The sequence below is a fragment of the Niallia sp. FSL M8-0099 genome, assembly GCF_038006945.1.
Lineage (GTDB): Bacteria > Bacillota > Bacilli > Bacillales > Cytobacillaceae > Niallia > Niallia circulans.
In genome coordinates this window covers 2419496-2441386 of the sequence record NZ_JBBOWF010000001.1, presented here as the reverse complement: position 1 = coordinate 2441386, position 21891 = coordinate 2419496, and the positions used below count along the sequence as shown (strand labels likewise).

The 21891-nt window shown below is 33.8% G+C and carries 19 protein-coding genes and 1 pseudogene; 15 read left to right on the top strand and 5 right to left on the bottom strand.

What is annotated here, in order from left to right; all coding sequences use genetic code 11:
* Positions 1-27: 27 nt before the first annotated feature.
* From NSQ92_RS12070 to NSQ92_RS12055, 4 genes are all read left to right on the top strand, one after another.
* A complete protein-coding gene (locus NSQ92_RS12070) occupies positions 28-888 on the top strand; it encodes a M15 family metallopeptidase (RefSeq protein WP_341152820.1) in 861 nt (286 codons plus the stop codon).
* Between the two features lie 155 nt (positions 889-1043).
* A complete protein-coding gene (locus NSQ92_RS12065; RefSeq protein WP_285850767.1) occupies positions 1044-2516 on the top strand; it encodes a lmo1851 family serine protease in 1473 nt (490 codons plus the stop codon).
* A gap of 113 nt (positions 2517-2629) precedes the next feature.
* Positions 2630-3535, top strand: a complete 906-nt coding sequence (locus tag NSQ92_RS12060; protein ID WP_144544908.1) for a CobW family GTP-binding protein — start codon at positions 2630-2632, stop codon at positions 3533-3535.
* Positions 3536-3630: 95 nt separating this feature from the next.
* Complete coding sequence (locus NSQ92_RS12055) at positions 3631-4458, top strand: hypothetical protein (RefSeq protein WP_179290064.1); 828 nt, start codon at positions 3631-3633, stop codon at positions 4456-4458.
* 437 nt (positions 4459-4895) lie between these two features.
* On the opposite strand, the gene NSQ92_RS12050 is transcribed toward NSQ92_RS12055, so the two are convergent.
* The gene (locus NSQ92_RS12050; protein WP_047940468.1) at positions 4896-5141 is read right to left on the bottom strand and encodes a hypothetical protein; all 246 of its coding nucleotides are present in this window, start codon (positions 5139-5141) and stop codon (positions 4896-4898) included.
* Positions 5142-5597: 456 nt separating this feature from the next.
* Between NSQ92_RS12050 and NSQ92_RS12045 the strand changes: the two genes are divergently transcribed.
* Positions 5598-6449 (top strand): CAP domain-containing protein, encoded by an 852-nt coding sequence (locus NSQ92_RS12045; protein WP_095322267.1) that lies wholly within the window; start codon positions 5598-5600, stop codon positions 6447-6449.
* Positions 6450-6697: 248 nt separating this feature from the next.
* Positions 6698-7201, top strand: a complete 504-nt coding sequence (locus NSQ92_RS12040; RefSeq protein ID WP_047940470.1) for a GNAT family N-acetyltransferase — start codon at positions 6698-6700, stop codon at positions 7199-7201.
* A gap of 43 nt (positions 7202-7244) precedes the next feature.
* Here the strand turns inward: NSQ92_RS12040 and NSQ92_RS12035 are convergent, their stop codons facing one another.
* From NSQ92_RS12035 to NSQ92_RS12025, 3 genes are all read right to left on the bottom strand, one after another.
* Positions 7245-7676 carry an Hsp20/alpha crystallin family protein gene (locus NSQ92_RS12035; RefSeq protein WP_095259056.1) on the bottom strand — a complete coding sequence of 144 codons (432 nt, stop codon included), beginning with the start codon at positions 7674-7676 and terminating at the stop codon, positions 7245-7247.
* A gap of 18 nt (positions 7677-7694) precedes the next feature.
* Positions 7695-8177, bottom strand: coding sequence for an Hsp20/alpha crystallin family protein (locus tag NSQ92_RS12030; RefSeq protein ID WP_095259055.1), 483 nt, complete (start codon positions 8175-8177; stop codon positions 7695-7697).
* A gap of 152 nt (positions 8178-8329) precedes the next feature.
* A complete protein-coding gene (locus NSQ92_RS12025; RefSeq protein ID WP_341152819.1) occupies positions 8330-9694 on the bottom strand; it encodes an MATE family efflux transporter in 1365 nt (454 codons plus the stop codon).
* Between the two features lie 292 nt (positions 9695-9986).
* Here NSQ92_RS12025 and NSQ92_RS12020 point away from each other — a divergent pair, with 292 nt between their 5' ends.
* The 3 genes and pseudogenes from NSQ92_RS12020 (at position 9987) to NSQ92_RS12010 (ending at position 13395) form a co-directional block, all read left to right on the top strand.
* Positions 9987-10331 carry an ArsR/SmtB family transcription factor gene (locus NSQ92_RS12020; protein WP_341152818.1) on the top strand — a complete coding sequence of 115 codons (345 nt, stop codon included), beginning with the start codon at positions 9987-9989 and terminating at the stop codon, positions 10329-10331.
* Positions 10332-10363: 32 nt separating this feature from the next.
* A pseudogene (locus NSQ92_RS12015) lies at positions 10364-11667 on the top strand (arsenic transporter).
* Between the two features lie 84 nt (positions 11668-11751).
* A complete protein-coding gene (locus NSQ92_RS12010; RefSeq protein ID WP_341152817.1) occupies positions 11752-13395 on the top strand; it encodes an FAD-dependent oxidoreductase in 1644 nt (547 codons plus the stop codon).
* Positions 13396-13542: 147 nt separating this feature from the next.
* Here the strand turns inward: NSQ92_RS12010 and NSQ92_RS12005 are convergent, their stop codons facing one another.
* Positions 13543-14100 (bottom strand): GNAT family N-acetyltransferase, encoded by a 558-nt coding sequence (locus NSQ92_RS12005; RefSeq protein WP_047940477.1) that lies wholly within the window; start codon positions 14098-14100, stop codon positions 13543-13545.
* A gap of 461 nt (positions 14101-14561) precedes the next feature.
* On the opposite strand from NSQ92_RS12005, the gene NSQ92_RS12000 reads away from it, so the two are divergent.
* The 6 genes from NSQ92_RS12000 to NSQ92_RS11975 all read left to right on the top strand — a co-directional run bounded on the left by NSQ92_RS12000 (position 14562) and on the right by NSQ92_RS11975 (position 21827).
* A complete protein-coding gene (locus tag NSQ92_RS12000; RefSeq protein WP_047940478.1) occupies positions 14562-14900 on the top strand; it encodes a DUF4870 domain-containing protein in 339 nt (112 codons plus the stop codon).
* Between the two features lie 604 nt (positions 14901-15504).
* On the top strand, positions 15505-16047 hold the full coding sequence (locus NSQ92_RS11995) for a hypothetical protein (RefSeq protein WP_141231669.1): 543 nt from the start codon (positions 15505-15507) through the stop codon (positions 16045-16047).
* Positions 16048-16316: 269 nt separating this feature from the next.
* Positions 16317-17615, top strand: a complete 1299-nt coding sequence (locus NSQ92_RS11990; RefSeq protein ID WP_047940480.1) for an NCS2 family permease — start codon at positions 16317-16319, stop codon at positions 17613-17615.
* 423 nt (positions 17616-18038) lie between these two features.
* On the top strand, positions 18039-19277 hold the full coding sequence (locus tag NSQ92_RS11985; protein ID WP_047940481.1) for an EAL and HDOD domain-containing protein: 1239 nt from the start codon (positions 18039-18041) through the stop codon (positions 19275-19277).
* A gap of 136 nt (positions 19278-19413) precedes the next feature.
* Entirely contained in the window at positions 19414-20400 is a 987-nt protein-coding gene (gene dapF, locus NSQ92_RS11980) for a diaminopimelate epimerase (RefSeq protein ID WP_061796399.1), read from the top strand.
* A gap of 497 nt (positions 20401-20897) precedes the next feature.
* Positions 20898-21827: an ATP-dependent DNA ligase gene (locus NSQ92_RS11975; RefSeq protein ID WP_047940484.1), complete on the top strand. Its 930-nt coding sequence runs from the start codon at positions 20898-20900 to the stop codon at positions 21825-21827.
* The last annotated feature ends 64 nt before the right edge of the window (positions 21828-21891 follow it).

Genomic DNA, 21891 nt, shown 5'->3' with positions numbered 1-21891 from the left:
AATTTAATGATATGTAAGGTGACATAAATGAGGAAATCAGTAGCTATCTCATCTTTAGCATTAGCGATTGCAATGTTAACAGGGTGTGAAAAAGTAGATTTAAAATCAATACAAGACAAAGTTTCTTTTTGGGATAAAACTGAAAAGGAACAAGAAGTGGAAACACCAGTTAACAAAGAGGATCAGGTCAAGGATGAGGAGCAACAACCTTCTGAGACAGTGTCAGAGGAAGAAAAAACACCTTGGACACTTGAATCTATTTTTTTTAATGACATAAAAGAGGTTGATGGAAGAAAGATCATTCAAAATCCAACAAATATTGTTTCTCTTGTTAATAAAGAATTCGGCTTACCAGATGGCTATGCTCCAAAGGATTTAGTGAGACCAAATGTTGAATTTTCCTTTGGTAATCAGGATATTGAAAAAAGTTATATGAGAAAAGAAGCAGCAAAAGCGTTGGAGGACATGTTTAACGATGCAAAGAAAAGTGGCATTACACTTTATGCAGTTTCTGGTTATCGTTCTTACAACCGTCAAACGGAGGTCTATGATGCGGAGGTTAGCCGGGTTGGAAAAGAGAAGGCGGTACAAGCAGTTGCGTACCCTGGAAATAGTGAACATCAAACAGGACTTGCAATGGATATATCAAGTGAGAGTGCCAACTTCTTATTAACAGAGGAATTCGGAGAGACGAAAGAAGGAAAATGGTTAAAGGAAAATGCTCATTTATATGGCTTTATTCTCCGTTATCCGAAAGGGAAGGAGAAAATCACACAATATGAATTTGAACCGTGGCATTTTCGATATGTAGGTAAAAAATCTGCAAAAGATATTTATGAAAATGACTGGACCTTAGAAGAGTACTTTAAGGTCGTTCGAAAAATATAAGCTAGGGCGCAGAAAAGGAATACCACATCAATCATTCCTTTTCTGTTCCCTATTAATAGAAGAATTTCCTTATATTTGATTAAGTAAAAATAAACGTGGTATTCTATTTGCATACATAGTGTAAAACTCTCTTGGAAACGAAAGTGGTGAAGTATTTGGATAACAGTAACAATAATACAGAAAAAGAAATAGAGCAAGAAAGCGAACAAGGATATATAAAAATTAAGAAGTTTTATTTTGTCATGCTTTTATTTGTAGTAGTCATTGCCGCTGCTGGGATTACAACGATTGCTTTTTCTTTTGGTGATGAGCCTGCTGTTACGGTAAATAATCAGAGGGAAGAATTCAATAAACTGTATACAGCGTATGATACATTAATGGATAACTATTACAAGGATTTAAATTCAGTAGATTTAGTGAATGGTGCTATTGACGGGATGTTTACAGCACTTGATGATCCATATTCTGATTATATGAATGAAGAAGAGGCTGCAAACTTCCAACAAAGTATTTCTTCCTCTTTTGAAGGCATAGGAGCAGAAATTCAGCAATTAAATGATAGCATTGTAGTAGTATCGCCAATAAAAGGATCACCAGCTGAAAAGGCAGGAATTAAACCGAACGATAAAATTCTTACAGTAGATGGTGAGTCATTACAAGGAATGAGTTCTTCAGAAGCTGTTCTTTTAATTCGTGGTGAAAAAGGGACAAATGTAGAATTAGAAATAGAACGGTCTGGTGCAAGTGAACCGTTAAAAATAACGATTACAAGAGATACGATTCCGATTGAGACTGTTTATGGAGAAATGGGTAAAGATAAAATTGCTAAAATCCAAATAACAAGCTTCTCGGAGCATACAGCAACGGAATTAGTCGATATCTTAAATAAATATCAAGAGGATGGTATGAAAGGTATTGTCCTTGATTTACGTCATAATCCAGGCGGTTTATTAGAAGAAGTAAAGAAAATTGCTGGTTTATTTGTCCCAGATGGGGAAATTATTTATCAAATCGAACATAAAAATGGAACTGTAGAAAAAGTTACTTCGCAAAATAGCAGTAATATGGACATTCCACTTGTTGTGTTAATCGATGGTGGAAGTGCAAGTGCCTCAGAAATATTAGCTGGTGCGGTTAATCAATCTGCCAATGTTCCACTTGTTGGCGTTAAGTCGTTTGGTAAAGGAACCGTTCAACAAGCAAAAAGTTTCACAGATGGAAGTAATATTAAATTTACGGTAGATAAGTGGTTGACACCAAATGGTAGCTGGATTCATGAAAAAGGGATTGAACCATCCTATAAAGTAGAACTTCCAAGTTATGCAAGCTTAACAATGATTAATCCAGAAAGTAAATTGAAAAAAGGCAGCAATTCAGAAGAAGTTAAAACGGCGCAAGAAATGCTAAAAGCATTAGGATATGATGTAGACAATACAAATGGCTATTTTGATGATAGTACGGAAAATGCTGCAAAAGAATTTCAAAAGAAAGAAAAATTAAAAGAAGATGGAATTATTACCGGAGAAACAACAACAGAATTAATGAATAAACTCCGGGAAAAACTTCAAAAATCAGATACACAAATGAAAAAAGCGATAGAAGTATTAAAAGATGAAATGAAAAAATAAGATCTTCATGGTAAAGGGTGACAGACAATTGTCATCCTCTTTTTCTTAGGCTGTTTTCAAAAAGTAAGCATGCTCTTTTTTCAAAAATTATTATAAATAAAGGAAGATATAAGATGAAACAGACAGATATATACGTCCTCTCCGGATTTTTAGGTAGTGGAAAAACAACATTATTAAAAGAAATATTAAAAAAAGAGAAAGAGCTTGGCAGAAAAGCGGCTGTCTTAATGAATGAATTAGGCAGGATTTCCATTGACTCTAACGAAATAGATGGTGATATTCCATTAAAAGAGTTACTTGGTGGGTGTGTATGCTGCACGATCCAAGATGAAGTGGAAGCACAAATACAAACATTATTAGTGGAAGAAAAACCAGATGTTATTTATTTTGAAACAACTGGAGCTGCTCATCCTGTTGAAACGATAGATGGGATTCTTTCTCCTCTTTTTGCCAATCGTCTACGATTCAAAGGAATCATAACAGTTATAGATGGAAGACAGTGGCTTGAGCGATCAGCTTTAAACGCACCAATTCAACAACTTATTCTAGAGCAAGCAAGGCATGCAAGTATATTAATTATTAATAAAGAAGACGAGTTAACAGAAGCTGAAAAAGCAAAAATTAGCTTTGAGCTTCAATCGATTAATCCACATGCTTTTAGTTTGCTGACTACTTATTCCAAATTCCCTTTTGAAAAATTACTCCAAATGGAGAGCCATTACTATAAGGATATCGAAAAAACATCCATCCATTCATTGCATTTAAGTACATTTGTTTATACATTCCAAAAGAGCATTGGAGCAGACCAATTTGAAGATTTCTTAAGAGAGCTGCCTGATACGATCTATCGCATAAAAGGATATGTTCAATTTCACCAAGCAAAACATCCAGACTTATTTCAATATTCATACGGCATGCCTTTATTTATGAGAGAAGACATGAAAATGCCACTGAATATGGTGTTTATTGGAGAAAATGTCGATTGGAAGAAGATAGGGGCAGCGTTGGATCAATTATAAATAGCATGATATTTTAACAATTGAAGATAAATCAGAGTACGGAGAAGAAAATAGGGCAAACTTTCAATAGGAAATCATATTGAAGGTGGTTTATTGTGAACAAGAAAAAATTCCTATTACTTTTTCTTTGTTGTATTCTTATAACTCCGGCACCTTTAGTGATGGGAGCCGAAGAAAATATTTCTTCCCCGATTAGTTTTGATATTCAATTATTATCATGGAATGCCATTAATGAGATTATTCCAAAATATAGCAAATTTACTATTTTAGATATTGAAACAGGTAAGCAGTTTAAGGTACAACGGAGAGCGGGCAGCCAACATGCAGATGTACAGCCATTAACTGTAAAAGATACAAAGATAATGAAAGGTATTTATGAAGGGAAATGGAGTTGGAGAAGAAGAGCGATTCTCATTATGGTAAATGATCAATGGTTCGCAGCTTCCATGCATGGCATGCCTCATGGAGCAGGTGCCTTAGCAAATAACTTTCCTGGACATTTTTGTGTGCATTTTTTAGGGAGCACAACACATAAAACAGATAAGATGGATTTTTCTCATAAATTAATGATCTATAAAGCAGCAGGTCAATTAAGACAGTACTTAGAACAAATGAATCCCAATGATGTAGTCAAAGCCTTTATCGCAGGGATAAAAGAAAAAGATGCAACCATTTTATCATACATTACAACGAAGCAAGATTGGTCTTCAGAACTAGCTATGATAGAGAATATCAAAATAAATCGTTTAAATGTGGTTAATCCTGAAGTTTATGAGCAGGCGCTGCAAGTTACTCTTACCATTGAATGTAATGTATATATGAAAAATGCCAGAACAAGAAATATAAAAAAAGATCTAGTATTAGTTCGGACTTCACCATTAGAAGGATGGAAGGTAAAAGTGAAGGAACATCCGTTTGAATAGTTCAGGTAAAAGATAGAGAGTGGGACATAAGTAATTCAACCAAATCTAACTCCGAACAATTATACGTACACACTAAAAAATTCGTATAATTGTTTGGTTTTTTTATTTATTTTAAGAAAGAAGGTTTGTGGTAATCACCCGCAGCCTGAATACACTTCGCTTCCATGGGGCGAGCGCCAAGCCTCCTCTTTCCTGTGTAGTCTTGAACTTTCTCGCAGCTCCCATAGGAGTCTACGTGTATCATGGCTGCTCCATTTAGTTTCTTTTGAAATAAATGCTGGAAAGAAATAATCTTTAAAAACGGTGTGAAATGGAATGTCTGTAACGTAATGGGACGAGTTGGTTTGACCACTAAATTAGAGATTGTTCGTCTTTAACCATTATATATTTTGTTTTGTCCCACCCACATTTTTTACCATTATGCTTAAATCCGTTTATTATCCTTTCATTTCTCCAAACTTAATAAAGGTTTTTTCATCTTCAACCAAACCACAAGCAGCGCATTGAATTCGATAATCTGGACCAGTATATCCCATATGAAAAGGAGATAAATTCTCAGATGAATATTCCTCTATAACATTGCCTGTTTGCGGATCTAGCTTAACGGATTGAGGAACTTGCTGAATAATATTAAAGCGACTGCGATTTGTTTTGCAATTGGGGCAGCAATACGGTTTGTTCATATCAATACTCCATTCTTTATAAGGTATTTTAATCCATATTAGGTTTCCAAATTTACCGTTTTTTATGCATTCTAAGGAATAAGAATAAACACTAAAAGCTTGTAATAAACCCTAAATTTTTGTAAACTGTTTGTCTTTAATGTTATTTAAAGTTAGTCCAAAAAAGTTTGTCAAGGATGTTTTTTGATCTAAAATATAGTTCAGTTACTATAAAATATAAAAAAAGGATTTTATAACCATTCATATTTTGTAGAAACAAAGGGAGATAAATTAGTTGATATAGCTATTAACCTATTATATATCCCTTTTTTACCCATGTGAAATGATTCCAATTTCTTTCTATTGGTTTTAATATCCAGAAATATGACAAAAAAACGTATGGTATGATGTTGTTGTAAGTCGAAACAACAAAATCTACGACTATTTCGATTTGGATAACCAAGGAGGAAATAAACAATGAAAAAGAAGAATTTAATTTTTTCAGTGGCAGCTGCTTCAACATTATTGATGGCAACTCCACTAGCAAATAAAGCGGAGGCTTCAACGATTCAACCACAAGAAGCTAAAACAATCTATCAAGCACACAATCTTTCAGAAGAACAGTTAAATAAAATTTTCCATAATATATCTTCTAATTATCATATAGATATAGATAAAGTTTTGAACGAGTTAATAGGATCTATGGATAACCAACAGGCTTTTTATCCTGTTACTAAACAGAAGGAAACATCAAAAGAAGTACAAAAAGAAACAGTCAAACCAAAAGAAGTACAGAAAGAAACAATCAAACCGAAAGAAGTACAAAAAGAAACAGCGAAACCAAAAGAAACTAGTAATGTACAGCAGCAACCAAATTCAAAATCTAATACAACACAACAAAATACTACCCCTGAATCTACAAAAAGCAATTCAGCTAATGCAAGTTCTTCCGTGAGCGCATTTGAAAAGCAAGTAGTAGATTTAACGAATAAAGAAAGAGCGAAGAATGGATTGCCAGCACTTACTCTAGATAATGAATTAAGTAAAGTTGCAAAAGCAAAGTCACAAGATATGAGTGCAAATAATTATTTTGATCACACAAGCCCAACATACGGAAGCCCATTTGATATGATGAAACAATTTGGTGTAACGTATAAAGCAGCCGGAGAAAATATTGCCAAAGGTCAAAGAACGCCAGAAGAAGTAGTAAATGCATGGATGAATAGTGAAGGTCATCGTGCGAATATTTTAAGCAATAAATTTACCCATATTGGTGTTGGTTATGTAGAAAATGGTAATTATTGGACGCAGCAATTTATTGGTAAATAAAGTATAAATTTCCGCAACTTTAAAAATACAGCTTCAATCTATTGATGATGAGGCTGTATTTTTTTTGTGTCCGGATATATTTTTATCTGAAAAATGGAAATTCTAAAATAAGCGCTATTTTTAATCAAAATAGTGGTATTTTTGATTAGAAATTTATATAATGATTTTTCCTGAATATCTACTTTTATATAAAGCAAAATAAAGAATAGGACATCAGGTAATAAATTATTGTATAGGAGAAATTATTTGTGGAAATTAGACAAGGACATATAGATGATTTACCAGTTATTATGGAGATTGTAAAAAAGGCTTTGGTCATTATGCAAGAAGAAGGTAATGATCAATGGTCTCATAAATATCCAAACGAAGCCAGCTTCCTGGCTGATATGGAAAACAATAATCTATTTGTAGCTATTATGGATGATAAAGTCGTGGGTTCTATTACAATAGATCGAATTGGCGGTAAAAATTATGAGAAAATTGATTGGAGTTATGATAATAAGGAATATATGGTTTTACACCGTTTAGTTGTTGATCCTGATATTCGTGGAGGCGGCATTGCAAGTAACTTACTAGCATTTGCTGAAGTGTATGCGATTGAACAAGATATTTTTTACTTAAAAACGGATACATATTCATTAAATGATAAGGCCCAAAACTTATTTGTGAAGAATGGATATAATAAGGTTGGTTCGACATTTTTTGATGGAAAAGACAAACCGTTTTATTGCTATGATAAATTATTTCTATAATTATTATCGGTAAATTTAAAGAGGATAATTAGTCGGAGGGAAGTTACTTTCCCTCCTTTTCTTTATAGGGAAAAGAAAGCTGTAATATTCCATTATCATATTTCTTGTCAATATCTTTTTGATTTACATAATTGGGTATTGTTATATTTTTAATAAAATGTTTGTTTTGCCGTTCTTTTAAAAGATAGGCACAATCAGGAATAATGGTTTGGTAATAACCTTCAATACATAAAAGTTTGTTATTTAAATGTATCGAAAGCTGATTCATATCTATTCCTGGTAACTCTATGTCAATATAATATCGAGAATGGAATAGATAAAAATCGCAAGCAGGAAACGCATTACTATTTTTTATGGATGCAGATGGATGGGAGAACCATGCTTTTTCATTTGATCCAAACATATCTTTCCAGTAGTCTTCCTTATGACTATTCTCTGAAAATTGATAGATTTTTTTTAAGTTATCAAAACTCATAAAAATCTCCTCTTTCTATTAATTCATTTCTGTAACATCAATCTCTGAATAGTGAATATCAATATTCTTTTGAATTCTTATTTCTAAAATATCATCTTTATAAAGTGCGACAGATCCTTTTTTTCGAACAATTGCTGGAAGTGTGATTGTGTGTTTATCTTCAAATAAGGGGATATGCTGTATAATAAGTTGATTGGATGTATAGAAAATCTTAATATGCTCTAACCAGCTGCTATCAAGAATAGGAATTCTGACATAGACATGATGATGTGTTTCAAAAACAACATAATTAAATTTCTCGGCATGGTTAATATTATCGTTACGATAATTTGCTCCTTTTGAAAAGCTCTGAAACATTTTCTCTGGTTCCATTTTTTGTAGAGATTCAGGCATAAGTTTATCCATCATTTCTTGCACATACTTTTGGATATCTTGCGGATTCATTTGGTCCATTCTACTTTTGGCATCTTTATTAAAAGGGAATAAATTCCACGGGAACATTGGAAATTCATCCTTTCTCACTTACAAATATATGCTTATTTTTTATTGTATTCACATATGCCAAAAGTGTGTATTTGCCTAAAGGGAGATTTAGGGCAGGAATTCATTTTCATCTCATAAAAAAGAACTGTGTTAATTGACACAGTTCGGTGTTAATTTTCATATTGTTTATCACTAAATTTGTGTTTTTGAATTTTAAATAGTCTGCTCGTTAAGAACATTGCACCGGTTGCAAGGCCGATAATGAGTCCAATCCAATAGCCAAAGGGTCCTAAGTTAGTGTAAGTGGCAAGAAGATATCCGCTAGGCAGACCTATTACCCAATATGATAGAAAACTCATGATAAGGGTAACATTTACATCTTTATACCCTCGTAAAGCTCCTTGAATTGGTGCTTGTATTGCATCAGATAGTTGAAAGAATATCGCATAAATAAGAAAGTGGGCTGTTAAATGGAGAACCTCCCAGTCATTCGTATAAATACCAGCAATGTTAGTTCGAAACGTCAAAAGAATCATTCCGCTAATAAATGCGATGATTACAGCAAGTCCAACACCTAACCAACTATAGGCTTTAGCATCTTTTGTTCGTCTAGCTCCAACTTCATAACCAACAAGAATGGTTAAAGCAGTAGAAATGCTGAGGGGAACCATATACAAAAGAGAAGCGAAATTAATAGCTGATTGGTGGGCAGCAATTGTATTGGTATCATAATTGCTCATTAAAATCGTGACTGCGCTAAAAATACTTGTTTCAAAGAATACAGAAAAACCAATCGGGACGCCAATTGTCAATATTTCTTTCCATTTATTCCATGATACGGCCGGAAATTGGCTAAATAACTGAAAAGCTACAAAAGGATTTTTTTTATGGACGATATAAACCGCAATAAAGAGCATTACCCAATAAGTAATACTAGTTGCATACCCAGTTCCCACTCCGCCTAATTCGGGGAAAATCCAAATGCCATTGATTAGTGCAAAATTTAAGAGAATATTAATCGGTATTGCGATTAGCGTTATAAACATGGTAATTTGCGTCTGGCCAAGAGAATCAATAAAAGAACGCAGTACAAAGTATAGAAAAATAGGAATAATTCCGGTACTCAATGCGATTAAGTAATGATATGCGACTCTATAGACATCCTGTTCTAAGCCAAGATTTGCAAGAATCGAATCTAAACAGAAATAACCAATAATTAATAAGGCGATAGCCATACTAAAAGATAAGTATGCTGCTTGGATAACAGAAAATGATACCCCTTTTTGCTCGTTTTTTCCTATTAATTGGGAGACAATCGGAGGTAAAGCAAGCAATATACCACTAAGTCCTGTATATATTGGCGTCCACAAGGAGCTGCCTACTGCTACTCCAGCTAAGTCAACTGGACTATAATGTCCAGACATCGTTGTATCAAAAAAGCTTAATGCAAAAATACCAACCTGGGTAACCAGTACAGGAAATAAAATAATAATCATTTGAGATAGCTTTTGTTTGATAGAATATGTTTGTTTCATCTGCTTGTCCTCTTTCTTTACAATAACGTTTCGTATTATACCATAAATAGGGTGATTGAAGGAGAGAAAAAACGAAAACTTCAAATTTGTTCGTAAAATAGAGGGGGACAACCGCGTTTATTTTTTGGCTTGCAAAGTAAAAGTACTCCCATTATTATGAAGATTCAAAGGATAGGATAGTTTTCTCTAATTATAACAGGATAACAAATACTGATTAATGTGTTTGTTTTTTGTTACCTTTTCCATAAATATATAAGTATATGCTTATATGTAGCATAAATAAGGGGGGGAAATGATGAAGAAAAACCAATCTTTACCTGTATTATCTATAAAAGAGACAGCAGATGTATTAAAACTGTTAGGAGATAAGACAAGATTATCTATTGTTAGTTTGTTGTCTGAAAAAGCATTTTGTGTATGTGAGTTGGTAGAAATATATAATATGTCGCAGCCAGCTATTAGTCAGCATCTCCGTAAAATGAGAGACTTAGAGATTGTTAAAGAACAAAAGAAAGGTCAATGGGTTTTTTATTCATTAAACAAGACATGTAAATATTATGGACTGATAAATGAAATTTTACAATTTTTATCAAATGGATGTGAGGATATGACAATATTGGAAGAAAAAAGGGATTAAAATTATATGTAACTAATGGTGGGAGTCTTAATTTGCTACACACATTTTTGGCAATTATTATTTTTCTATTAACATTAACATTTGTGATTTGGCAGCCCAAAAATCTTTCTATTGGTTGGTCTGCTTGTGGGGGAGCAATATTCGCTTTATTAGTCGGGGTAGTGGATTTTAATGATGTTGCAGATGTGACTGGAATTGTTTGGAATGCAACACTTGCATTTATTGCTATTATCATCATCTCCCTTATTTTAGACGAAATAGGTTTTTTTGAATGGGCAGCACTACATATGGCTCGAATGGCTAATGGAAGCGGGCTAAAAATGTTTTTTTATGTTTCCCTTTTAGGTGCTCTTGTGGCAGCTTTATTCGCAAACGATGGTGCAGCGCTTATTTTAACCCCGATTGTGCTGTCGATGGTTCGAGCATTATAGGTAGAAGAAAGAATGGTTTTTCCATTTATCATGGCAAGTGGGTTTATTGCAGATACAACCTCTTTGCCTCTAGTCGTCAGTAATTTAGTAAATATTGTTTCTGCAGATTTTTTTGAAATCGGATTTGTTGAATATGCTTCTAGAATGATTATTCCCAATTTATTTTCCTTATTGGCAAGTATGCTTGTTCTATATATCTACTTCCGCAAGAGAATTCCTGAAATGTATGATTTAAACCATCTAAGGTTGCCGGCAGAAGCTATTAAGGATCCGCAAATGTTCCGATTTTCTTGGATAATCTTAGCCTTTCTACTAATTGGATATTTTGGCAGTGAATTTCTTGCGATTCCAGTATCCGCTATTGTTGGCAGCCTTTCTCTTGTTTTTCTTGTTTTTGCCAGACGAAGCGAAGCAAAGCAGTATCCATTAGCAATGTAATAAAAGGAGCGCCGTGGTCAATCGTTTTCTTTTCTATAGGAATGTATGTAGTCATTTACGGACTTCGTAATGTAGGCTTAACTGGCTTGTTATCAAATCTTATTCAAACTGCTTCCGACCATGGACTGTTTCTTGCGACAATAGGGATGGGATTTCTTGCGGCTGTTATTTCTTCTATTATGAATAATATGCCCACTGTTTTGATTGATGCTTTAGCTATAGCGGATACAAATGCAGCAGGAGTAATAAAAGAAGGCTTAATTTATGCTAATATTATCGGTTCGGATTTAGGACCAAAAATTACGCCGATTGGTTCATTAGCTACTTTATTATGGCTTCATGTATTGTCTCAAAAAGGGGTAAAGATTTCATGGGGAACCTACTTTAAGACAGGGATAATTTTAACCATTCCAACCCTTATGATTACATTAATTGGTTTATACTTATGGCTATCAATCATTTCTTAATAGACATTAGAAAAATCGTTTATGGGGTAACAGTACAGGAAAAGATAAATTATAAAATACACTATTGTTTATAGGAGGATGATCATGAAAATTGTTATTATAGGATCAGTAGCGGCAGGTACTTCAGTAGCAACAAAAGCACGCAGAAATGACGAGCAGGCAGAAATCACACTTTATAATGCAGATTATGACATTTCTTACTCCGGTTGTGGAATTCCTTATTTCTTAGGCGGAGAAGTTGATGAATTAGAAACTTTAACACCGAGAAATCCGGCTTGGTTTAAGAAACGATATAATGTTGATATTCTTGTACGGCATGAGGTTATCGCTATAGATGCAAAGCGGAGAAAGATTCAAGTGAAAAACTTGAATACAAGTGAAGTAATTGAGGATATTTATGATGTATTAGTATTTGCAACAGGAGCATCACCCTACACTCCAGCAATGGAGGGGGCAGATAAAGATCATGTTTTCCACATTCGAACCATTCAACATACAAGTGCTATTGACCGATTTATAAAAAAGAACGAGCCAAAAAGAGCTGCGATTATAGGGGCAGGGTATATTGGTTTAGAGATGGCTGAACAGTTAACAAATAGAGGGTTAGATGTTACATTAGTACAACGCAGTGATCACATATTATCACATATGGATATAGATATTGTTACATATGTAGAAGACCATCTAGAAAAAAAAGGAGTTAACCTTCTATTGAATGAGGAAGTTAGTGAAATAACTACTAATGAAATAAAAACAAAATCAGGAAATATTATAGAAACAGATTTGGTTATTTTAGCAACAGGGGTTCGGCCTAATGTTCAGTTAGCAGAGTCAATCGGTGTAAATATAGGACATTCTGGAGCTATTGCCGTAAATAATAAGATGCAAACTAACTTACCTGATGTATATGCGGTAGGGGATGTTGCTGAGAGCTATTCCCTTATAACCGGGAAACCCCTATATCGGCCATTAGGAAGCACAGCAAATAAAATGGGCAGAATAGCCGGTGATGTGATAACCGGAGGATCATTAGAACATAGAGGAATTTTAGGAACTGCTATTCTTCGTGTTTTTGACTTAGCTGTTGGACAAACTGGTATGAACGAAACGGAAGCATTGGAGGAAGGCTATGATATAGAAGTTCTTCATAATATCAAGCCTGCTAGAGCTGAATATTTGGGTGGCAAACAATTAGTAATCAAGGCAATTGCCGATCGGAAAACAGGCAGAATATTGGGTGTACAAATAGTAGGGGAAGAAGGTGTCGATAAAAGACTAGATGTTTTTGTTACAGCCATTACATTTAATGCAAAAGCGGAAGATTTATTTCATCTTGATCTTGCATATGCGCCGCCATTTAGTACGGCAAAAGATCCTGTCATGTATACTGGGATGGCTTTGCATAATGCAATTGAAAAGAAAAATCAATTAATCACGCCAAAAGATTTAACCGCAAGAATAGAAAAAGAGGAATCCATTCAAGTTATTGATACACGAGCTGCACAACAATTTAATGTGTCATGTGTGGATACCGCTATTAATATCCCTTTGGGCGATTTGCGAGAGAAATGCAAGGAGCTAGATCCAAATCGGCTCACTGTTACTTATTGTAATAGTGGTGTAACCGGAAATGCTGCCCAAAATATCCTGCGTAATTTAGGATTCATGAATATCTATAATCTTTCTGGTGGAAATAAGAATTATCAAAGCTATAAAAAGAAGCAATAAATTACTATAATCTTTCAATCAGAGGAGGGGATGAATATATGGAGGTTTTTTTTCATCCAATTCGCTGACAATATTATAGAAGAATAAAATAAGATCAGTGATAGTTATTCTCCTATCGACTGATCTTATTTTATTATCGGAGCTAAATTACGCCTCTCTGCAATCATTTGTCGTCTCTTCCGTATTTTGACGTAATGTGTATAGAGTAAATAAATCTTTAGGAATTTCAAATAGTTGATAAGGGATCCCAGAAGTATTTAAAATTTGTAACAAATTACTTCTTGTTTCATTTGCAGAAACCACATAGGGAAGCTTTTCAGCTGCTTTTAGTGAGCGGATATTATTGCTTCTAATTCGCATTAATATGCTTTCGATATTCAGCTCAAAAAATGCTTCAGCAAAAAATAAATCTTTTGCTATTTGATTGTATCCCATGCCGTGATAAGGTTTTCCTAACCAAGTTCCGAGGAAACCGATATTTTCGTTTATATCATATAGATTTATGGTTCCAATTGGATTTTGCCATTCATCTAATATCGTTCTAGAAATGAGTTCTCCTCTTTCTTCCGCTTCTATAGTCTGTTTGGTAAGAAAAAGGTATTCTTCATAAGAAGAAGCTTTTTGACGCACGAAAGGGAAGACATCAGGATGCGTCATTAAAGGATATAATGCTTGACATTCTTCAAGATCTCTTTTTTTTAACACAATAATCCCTCCATTTGAGAGCAGAACTTATTCATGCATAAGAAAAAGCCCACCCTCGAAATTTTTAATCCAATTGAAAAAAAATTTCGGGGTGGGAATCGAACCCACTAGAACCAAAGCGGTGGCGCACCATTTGCCTTCCCATCTTTAATTATTATCTCATGATAACAAATTACTTTTCTATATCATACAAAATTTCGGTGAAATTGAAAATAGGAAAATACAAACAAATTGTAAAAAATTAATGAATCATTGTAAAGAAAGATAAACTAATTCACAATAGCAGAAAGGGTTTAACTCTTGCCGATAAAGTATATAAACAGGCAAGAAAGAATGATAAATGTCACGGATGAAAGCTTATTTGAATTAATTGGACAATTATTATGAGAAAATGAAACATTTATATAGAATAATCGTATATAATAACATAGCAATTATTATTTTAGTTGGAGGTTTCTTTCATGGATTTAAATAAAGACAGATCATCAAATGATGATAGAGTTTTTGCAATGTTGATTTATGTGTCTAGTTTTTTTACTACTTTTATCGGACCATTAGTTATCTGGCTCGTGAAGAAAGATTCGCCTTTTGTGGATTATCATGGTAAAGAATATTTTAACTTTTTAATTTCCTATGCCATTTATTCCTTCATAGCATGGATTCTTGTGTTTCTTTTAATCGGATTTATTATTTTACCAATAATCGGAATTATGGCATTTGTATTTACAATCATTGCTGCTATTAAGGCTTATGAAGGCCAGGATTATCATATTCCTTTAACGATTCGTTTTATCAAATAATATAGATCATTAACCTTTTTATAATGGCAGCTTATTCGTTTAAATTAGCGACCAATTTCGGTGACTCGCTTTTTAACGAATAGGCTGGCATTTTATTTTTTCTCACATATACATACCAATGTGCTGAAAAAGCTCAACTTCCCTGCATGAACATATAAACCACCATCTACTTCTTCGGTTTTTATATTACCACATTCAAACCTTAATAATAGGTAACATGATAGTTTAGACTCTTTTAAAATTTTTCTTCTAATTAATCATAGATTTCATTAGAAATTAATAGAATAAAAAGAAAGAGAAAGATAAGTGCACAGTCGCGCTAACCTTTCATTATAAGAATGGATATAAAGGAGTCTTCATGATGAATATTGAAAAATATTATAAATATACAGCCATATCTTCGTTGAACGCTAGTTTAATTAGTTGTATTCCTATCTTTCTTTTTATAGGCATCTTTCTATTTAATCATTCAAATATCATTTTTCTTTACCTTTTAGTCCCATTCGCAATATACAGTGTAATTTGCTTTAGTCAATTTTATTTACATAAACGACGTTTAGAGAAAATGGAGAATTTTTTCTCCGCGGGACAAGCAAGATCAATTTTGAAAACAAATACGGTGGTTTTATCTTTTTTACCTGCGCCATCCTTAAGAATGGTTGTTTTTGATAGAGATGGACAAGAGATAGGAGAAATAAAAGATGAAAAATTCTCGATTATTCGTTGGTATTTGCCGTTCTTATTCGATCGATTTTATACAAAATCGTATGGCTTTTATAATACACAAGGGGATCTCCAATATGTTTTTACATTAAAAAAAGATAGAATAGATATAAAAAATAAGGATAAAAAAATAATCAGCAGAATTCTAGAAATAAAGACAGAAAAACGATTAGTGATCCAATTTCTTTATGGGGAAGACACAATCATAATGAAAAAAACCTTTGGACAAATGGAGTATCAGTTTGAGCAAGAAGATGGTCATAAATTAGCCCAGTTAAGAAAGGGCTGGATGCCAAAAGAGTGGGCCAAACGTTTTCAAGATCCTAATCTGCCGCTATTGTCAATTGATCACCATGCGTCTGATAAAGAAATTATTCACCTCTATGCCATATTGACAAAGTTATTCGCTTATACGAATCATTAATATGGATGGAGTTTTAGAACAGAAAGTTTTTCTTTGATAAGCTGATTTAAGGAAAAATGACTAAATAATAAGAAATAGCAATAAGGAAAATAGGAAAAAATGAGTATTTTCTCCTAAAAAACATTGGCAAAACATTGGCAATCTGCTATTATAATTTCTTGTGGCTACCTTATTGAATGCTAAAAGTCATGTCAGTCTTTGACATGCTTTACTTGCATTTTATAGGGGAAGCGGGTAGGGAGAGGGATACAACTAAATAGGTATATCAGATGAAAGATTATATTTTTTCATTTTTTCGGCTAAAAGAAAGTCAAACATCCATTAAACAAGAGGTGCTTGCAGGGTTTATTGGTTTTTTTACTGTTGTATACATCGTGGTAGTAAACTCCTTAATCTTAGCAGAAGCAGGTATTCCATTGGAAGCAGCAATCATTGCAACCATTTTAACATCCGTTGTTGGCTGTTTTTTAATGGGTTTTTATGGAAATGTGCCAATTTTGCTTGTACCAGGTATGGGTATCAACGCGTTATTTTCTTATACCATTGTAAATTCAATGGCTCTAACCTGGCAAGAAGCGTTGGCAGTAGTGTTTGTTTCTGGAATTCTCTTTATGATTGTTGCTTTTACGAAACTAGCTAGAATTGTCAGTGATTCTATTCCTGTTTCGTTAAAAGAATCGATTAGCGTTGGTTTAGGTCTATTTTTAATGCTAATTGGATTGGAAAAAGGCGGGATAGTAGAAAGAGGAACAAATTCAATTATTGCCTTGGGATCTTTTAATGATTTACATGTACTAGCAACAGTACTCACATTTTTAATAAGTATTATTCTATTTTTAAGAAATGTGAAGGGAAACTTTCTGATCACGATTATTGTTGGTACTTTCATTGCTTGGATGTTTGGACTGATCAATGTAAATGCAGGAAGTGGCCAGTCGGTTCACCTTCAAGAATACAAAAGTGTGTTTGGTCATCTGTCTTTTGACAAACTTGCATCGATTCCTTTTTGGATTGCCGTATTTTCTCTTACAATGGTCCTTGTGTTTGAGAATATTGGATTGGTCAACAATCATGTCCAATTTATAAACAAATCTGAGCGATTTCAAAAAGCTTTTCGAGCTACTTCTATTTCTGTCTTTCTATCTAGTTTATTTGGCACAAGTCCAACAGTAGCTACAGTTGAAAGCTCAGCAAGTATGACCGCTGGTGGAAAAACAGGTTTAACAGCTGTAACGACAGGTATTCTGTTTATTTGTTCAGCATTTTTTATTCCTGTCATAAAATTAATTCCAGATAGTGCGATTGCACCAATTTTAATTATTATTGGAGGATTAATGCTACAGAATATCCGAAATCTGGATTTAAAGGATTTAAGTGAAAGTTTTCCTAGCTTCTTTATTATTGCGATGATTCCGTTTACGTACAGTATCGCAGATGGCATGGCTATTGGGTTTATTCTTTACCCAATTTTAAAGATTGCTTTAGGTAAAGCGAAAGAAGTATCACTGCCTTTGTATTTCATATCCTCATTATTTTTGATTAATTTTTTACTTCAATATACACATTAATAGCAAAATCACTTCTGAAATTAGAAAGTCATTTTCTTTTTTCAGAAGTTGTTACTAGCTGTCTAACTATACTCGTTTTTGTGCATAAGCTTTTTGTCTCTATAGCTTTACTCTATTTAATGGTATTTTAAACTGCCCTGTATTTTTTAGAATTCCCCGTTTTATTCAAGATATCTTTTAGAAAAATAGAACGTAAAAAAGTTCTTTTTTCTGGATTAGCTATCATTTTGATTATATATAGCCTTGAATCAAAGAATCTTTTCTCCATTCCCTTTAAATACAACCTAGATGACCCCTAAACATTAACGATGACATTTCTGGTAAGAATTTTATTTTCTTACAAGCAAGGTTCGACAACCTTCTACTAATAAATTTATTAAAATGACAATAACTAAGCGCAAAAAGATTGACGGAGGTAAATAAATGGAAGTTTTTGTGGCGAGACAGCCACTATTTAATCGAATGGAAGAAGTTTATGGATATGAACTACTATATAGACATAATAATATTAATTCCTTCCCCAATATAAATGGTGATCAGGCGACAACAAATGTTATTATTAACAGTTTTCTTAATATTGGCATAGATAAATTATCAGACGGTAAACCTTGTTTTATTAATTTTACTGAGAATTTATTAGAACTTAAACTTCCTACATATTTTCAGCCAAGGGATATTGTAATAGAGATTCTAGAAACTGTTGTTCCAAGTCAAAAAATTATAGATATTTGTTTAGAACTCAAACAATTAGGCTACAAATTGGCTTTAGATGATTTTAATTTAGAGAAAAGTAACCCATACTCCTATTCTTTACTGCTATTAGCAGATATGGTTAAAATCGATTTTCAACATACGACTAAAGAAGTGCGAACAGAATTAGAAGCGATTGCTAAAAAGCATCACATTGAATTAATTGCTGAAAAACTTGAGACAAGTACGGAGTATGAACAAGCTAGAAACAGCGGCTATCATTATTTTCAAGGTTATTATTTTTCAAGACCAGTCATCATGTCTTCCCATGATGTGCCAACCTATATGACGGCATATTATAAGATCCTTGAGCTATTACATGATGAAAATCCAGATATAACCCGTATTTCTAAATTGATTGAACAGGATATTTCTTTATCATATAAGTTATTGAAATTAATTAACACACTAGGATATGGAGTAAAGCAAAAAGTAACCAGTATTAAACATGCCATTGTATATATTGGGCTTAGAGAACTTCGAAAATGGATTTATATTCTTACAGTTAGGGAAAAGGACTGGAAGAATGGAATTTCTTTAGAAGTGATTCATAATTGCTTAATACGTTCTAAAATGTGCGAAGCGGTAGCAAAACTTATACCGGGAAGAATAGAATATGGAAGTTTTTTTTTGACGGGAATGTTCTCTCTTATGGATACCATTATGAACAAGGATATGGATACCATTCTTTCCGATCTACCATTGGATGAGACAATTGTACAAGCTTTATCAGGACAGAAAAATGTTCAATATGATGTGCTTCAATTGGTCATTGCAGCAGAAACAGCTGACTGGTCGGGAATTGCACTTGGTTGTAAAGAATTGGATATTCAAGAAAAGGAATTGTTTAAAGTATATGCAGAATCTATTTCATGGGCAAAGAAGCTATTAGATGATGATTTATATGGATGAATGGTAATAACCTTAACGACTTGACTAAAAGCTGTTAAGGTTTTCTCTTTTTTTGGGCAAGGAAGAATTGATTGCAGGTTAGACAAAGGAACAGTAAAATAAATAAGAAACAAATATAGCTTGGAGGAACGATGAAATGAATATAAAAATTACAAAATGTCATGGAAGTGGCAATGATTTTTTAATAATAGATGAAATTTCAGACGCCTATCAGTTTACCGAAGAAGAAAGAGCAGAAATAGCTAAAACGCTATGTAATAGAGCTTCTTCTTTAGGAGCGGATGGTATTCTTTTTGTAATGCCTAGTCAAGTTGCTGATGCAAGAATGAGAGTTTTTAATGCCGATGGTTCCGAAGCATCGATGTGTGGAAATGGTATTCGTTGTGTCGCTCGATATGTTTGTGAACTCCTTCAGGTAGAGGAAGCGATGATTGAAACAATGAAAGCAAATTTAGAAGTGAAAAATGAAACAGATATTTATCCGGATATCCCAACGTATTTGGTAGAAATATCTCCTGTATCTTTTCAGACGAAGGATCTGCCGCTTGAGGTAGAATCGACTACACTAATAAATGAGAAAATTCCGGGGTTAAATAAAGATTTATTATTTACTGCTTTAGCTGTACCTAATCCGCATTTAATTACACTTGTAGATAAGGCAATACTTGATTCGGATATTCAAGAAACGATAAGTAAATATGTGAATGGTCCGAATGAGTATTTTCCAGACGGTGTAAATGTTAGCTTTGTTTCAATATTAGAAAAAGGAAGTATTTATGTGCGTACATACGAACGAGGAGTAGGGTTTACAAATGCTTGTGGGACTGCTATGTCTGCTTCCACTCTTGTTTCCATACTAAATGGGTTTAATGAAAAAAATACCTATGTGGATGTGTATAATAATGGGGGCAAAGTTCGCTGCTATGTACATTATCAAAATGATCAATATCGAATTGATTTAATTGGCAACGCTACTTATGTATATCGTGCAGATGTATCATTTGAATGGGATACAATAGAAAACTATGCCGTAACGAATAAGATATATTTCGAGGAAGAAGCTGTTCAATATAAAAAACTACAACAAGAAGCAAAGCAATATGTCGAAAATCATTTAAAATAAATTTGGAGAGAACAGTAGTTGGTTAGTATGGAAGGATAAGGTTAGGTCTATTCAACATTCTGTTATGTGGAATAGAAACTGACCTTTTTGTTATAGATGATAAAGTGATTAGAAAATGGACAAACTTCATTTCTAGCATTATTAGTAGTTAAACAGCAAGGTTAAGAGCGTCAAAAAAATAAAAATAGATTAGTTTGTTGACAAAATGATTTTAGAAAAGTTAAAAATGATTTTTATGCGCTGCTTGTAGTCTAAGGGGGAGACTCCTGCGTGATTAGCGAGACAGTCTTATACCCTGCAGACTGAAGGCAGACCGCGGCTCAGCGCGAGCCCGACGGGAAGCAATATCTCATCTCTATTCGAAGAAATTAAAAAATATCCTAAAGACCAACTACTATTTCTAAAATTCTGAGGTTTGTTTGCAGTTTGAGATAGATAAGATCCTTGTATAATTTTGTTCTATTAGCAAATGGTAAGAATAAAAGGAATAAAAGCACATGAAACCAATAAAGCCATTTGAACCACTACTAACAGAAGCAATTCCAAAAGGGGATCAATGGATTGCTCAAGTTAAGTGGGATGGAACAAGAATTCTCTCCTACTATGATGGAGAGGACACAAAATTATTTAATCGAAAGAAAAATGAAAGAACGCAGCAATATCCTGAATTATTAAAGACCGGTTCCTTTGTACAGGCAAAAAATTGTATTCTCGACGGCGAAGTCATTGCTTTACAGGATGGGAAACCATCCTTTTATGAAGTAATGAGACGGGACAGAGTGCGAAAACTTGAGCGATTAAGTGAGCTGCAAGAGGAAATCCCGATTACCTATATGATTTTTGATATCCTGTTCCTCGATGGACAGTGGCTGGTAGACAAACCATTACTGGAAAGACAAAAAATATTGCATGAAAAAGTAGCTGAGACGAAAGATATTCGTCTAGTTGAAAACTTTACAGATATGCGAGGTTTATTTGCTGTTTGTCAACAACATCAGTTAGAAGGAATTGTCTGCAAGGATCTTAGTAGTTCCTATGTTCTGGGCGGAAAGGATGCCAGATGGCTTAAGCGAAAAAAAGAGCAGGATTTAATCGCTATAGTGGGAGGAGTAACATTTAAAAATAAAACGGTCCATTCTCTCCACCTTGGGTTATTTGATGAGTCGGGGAAGCTGGTTTATATTGGAAGTGCTGGTTCGGGTAAATTGACCGCAAATGACTGGGCTGCTGTCTCAAAAGCGATTGAGCCAATCATTATAAATGAGAGTCCTTTTGCTAATCTCAGGAAAGCGAAAGATGGAGTCTGGCTGCGGCCAGCACTTACTGTCAAAATCTCCTTTTTAGAATGGACAGAAGGCAGAACATTAAGGCATCCAGTCATCGAGTCATTTGTCACTATCCCCATTGAAGAATGCAAATTAGTATAACAACATGCATAGCCAGAATTATTCTAGAAATTGGCCCAAACATTAGACAGAAAAATTTCCGTTC

What these genes read in the sequence shown, in the direction of transcription:
- NSQ92_RS12070 (WP_341152820.1), top strand. Translation starts at nt 28, where the DNA reads ATGAGGAAATCAGTAGCTATCTCATCTTTAGCATTAGCGATTGCAATG.
- NSQ92_RS12060 (WP_144544908.1), top strand. Translation starts at nt 2,630, where the DNA reads ATGAAACAGACAGATATATACGTCCTCTCCGGATTTTTAGGTAGTGGA.
- NSQ92_RS12050 (WP_047940468.1), bottom strand. Translation starts at nt 5,141, where the DNA reads ATGAACAAACCGTATTGCTGCCCCAATTGCAAAACAAATCGCAGTCGC.
- NSQ92_RS12045 (WP_095322267.1), top strand. Translation starts at nt 5,598, where the DNA reads ATGAAAAAGAAGAATTTAATTTTTTCAGTGGCAGCTGCTTCAACATTA.
- NSQ92_RS12035 (WP_095259056.1), bottom strand. Translation starts at nt 7,676, where the DNA reads ATGAGTTTTGATAACTTAAAAAAAATCTATCAATTTTCAGAGAATAGT.
- NSQ92_RS12030 (WP_095259055.1), bottom strand. Translation starts at nt 8,177, where the DNA reads ATGTTCCCGTGGAATTTATTCCCTTTTAATAAAGATGCCAAAAGTAGA.
- NSQ92_RS12025 (WP_341152819.1), bottom strand. Translation starts at nt 9,694, where the DNA reads ATGAAACAAACATATTCTATCAAACAAAAGCTATCTCAAATGATTATT.
- NSQ92_RS12020 (WP_341152818.1), top strand. Translation starts at nt 9,987, where the DNA reads ATGATGAAGAAAAACCAATCTTTACCTGTATTATCTATAAAAGAGACA.
- NSQ92_RS12010 (WP_341152817.1), top strand. Translation starts at nt 11,752, where the DNA reads ATGAAAATTGTTATTATAGGATCAGTAGCGGCAGGTACTTCAGTAGCA.
- NSQ92_RS12000 (WP_047940478.1), top strand. Translation starts at nt 14,562, where the DNA reads ATGGATTTAAATAAAGACAGATCATCAAATGATGATAGAGTTTTTGCA.
- NSQ92_RS11990 (WP_047940480.1), top strand. Translation starts at nt 16,317, where the DNA reads ATGAAAGATTATATTTTTTCATTTTTTCGGCTAAAAGAAAGTCAAACA.
- NSQ92_RS11985 (WP_047940481.1), top strand. Translation starts at nt 18,039, where the DNA reads ATGGAAGTTTTTGTGGCGAGACAGCCACTATTTAATCGAATGGAAGAA.
- dapF (WP_061796399.1), top strand. Translation starts at nt 19,414, where the DNA reads ATGAATATAAAAATTACAAAATGTCATGGAAGTGGCAATGATTTTTTA.
- NSQ92_RS11975 (WP_047940484.1), top strand. Translation starts at nt 20,898, where the DNA reads ATGAAACCAATAAAGCCATTTGAACCACTACTAACAGAAGCAATTCCA.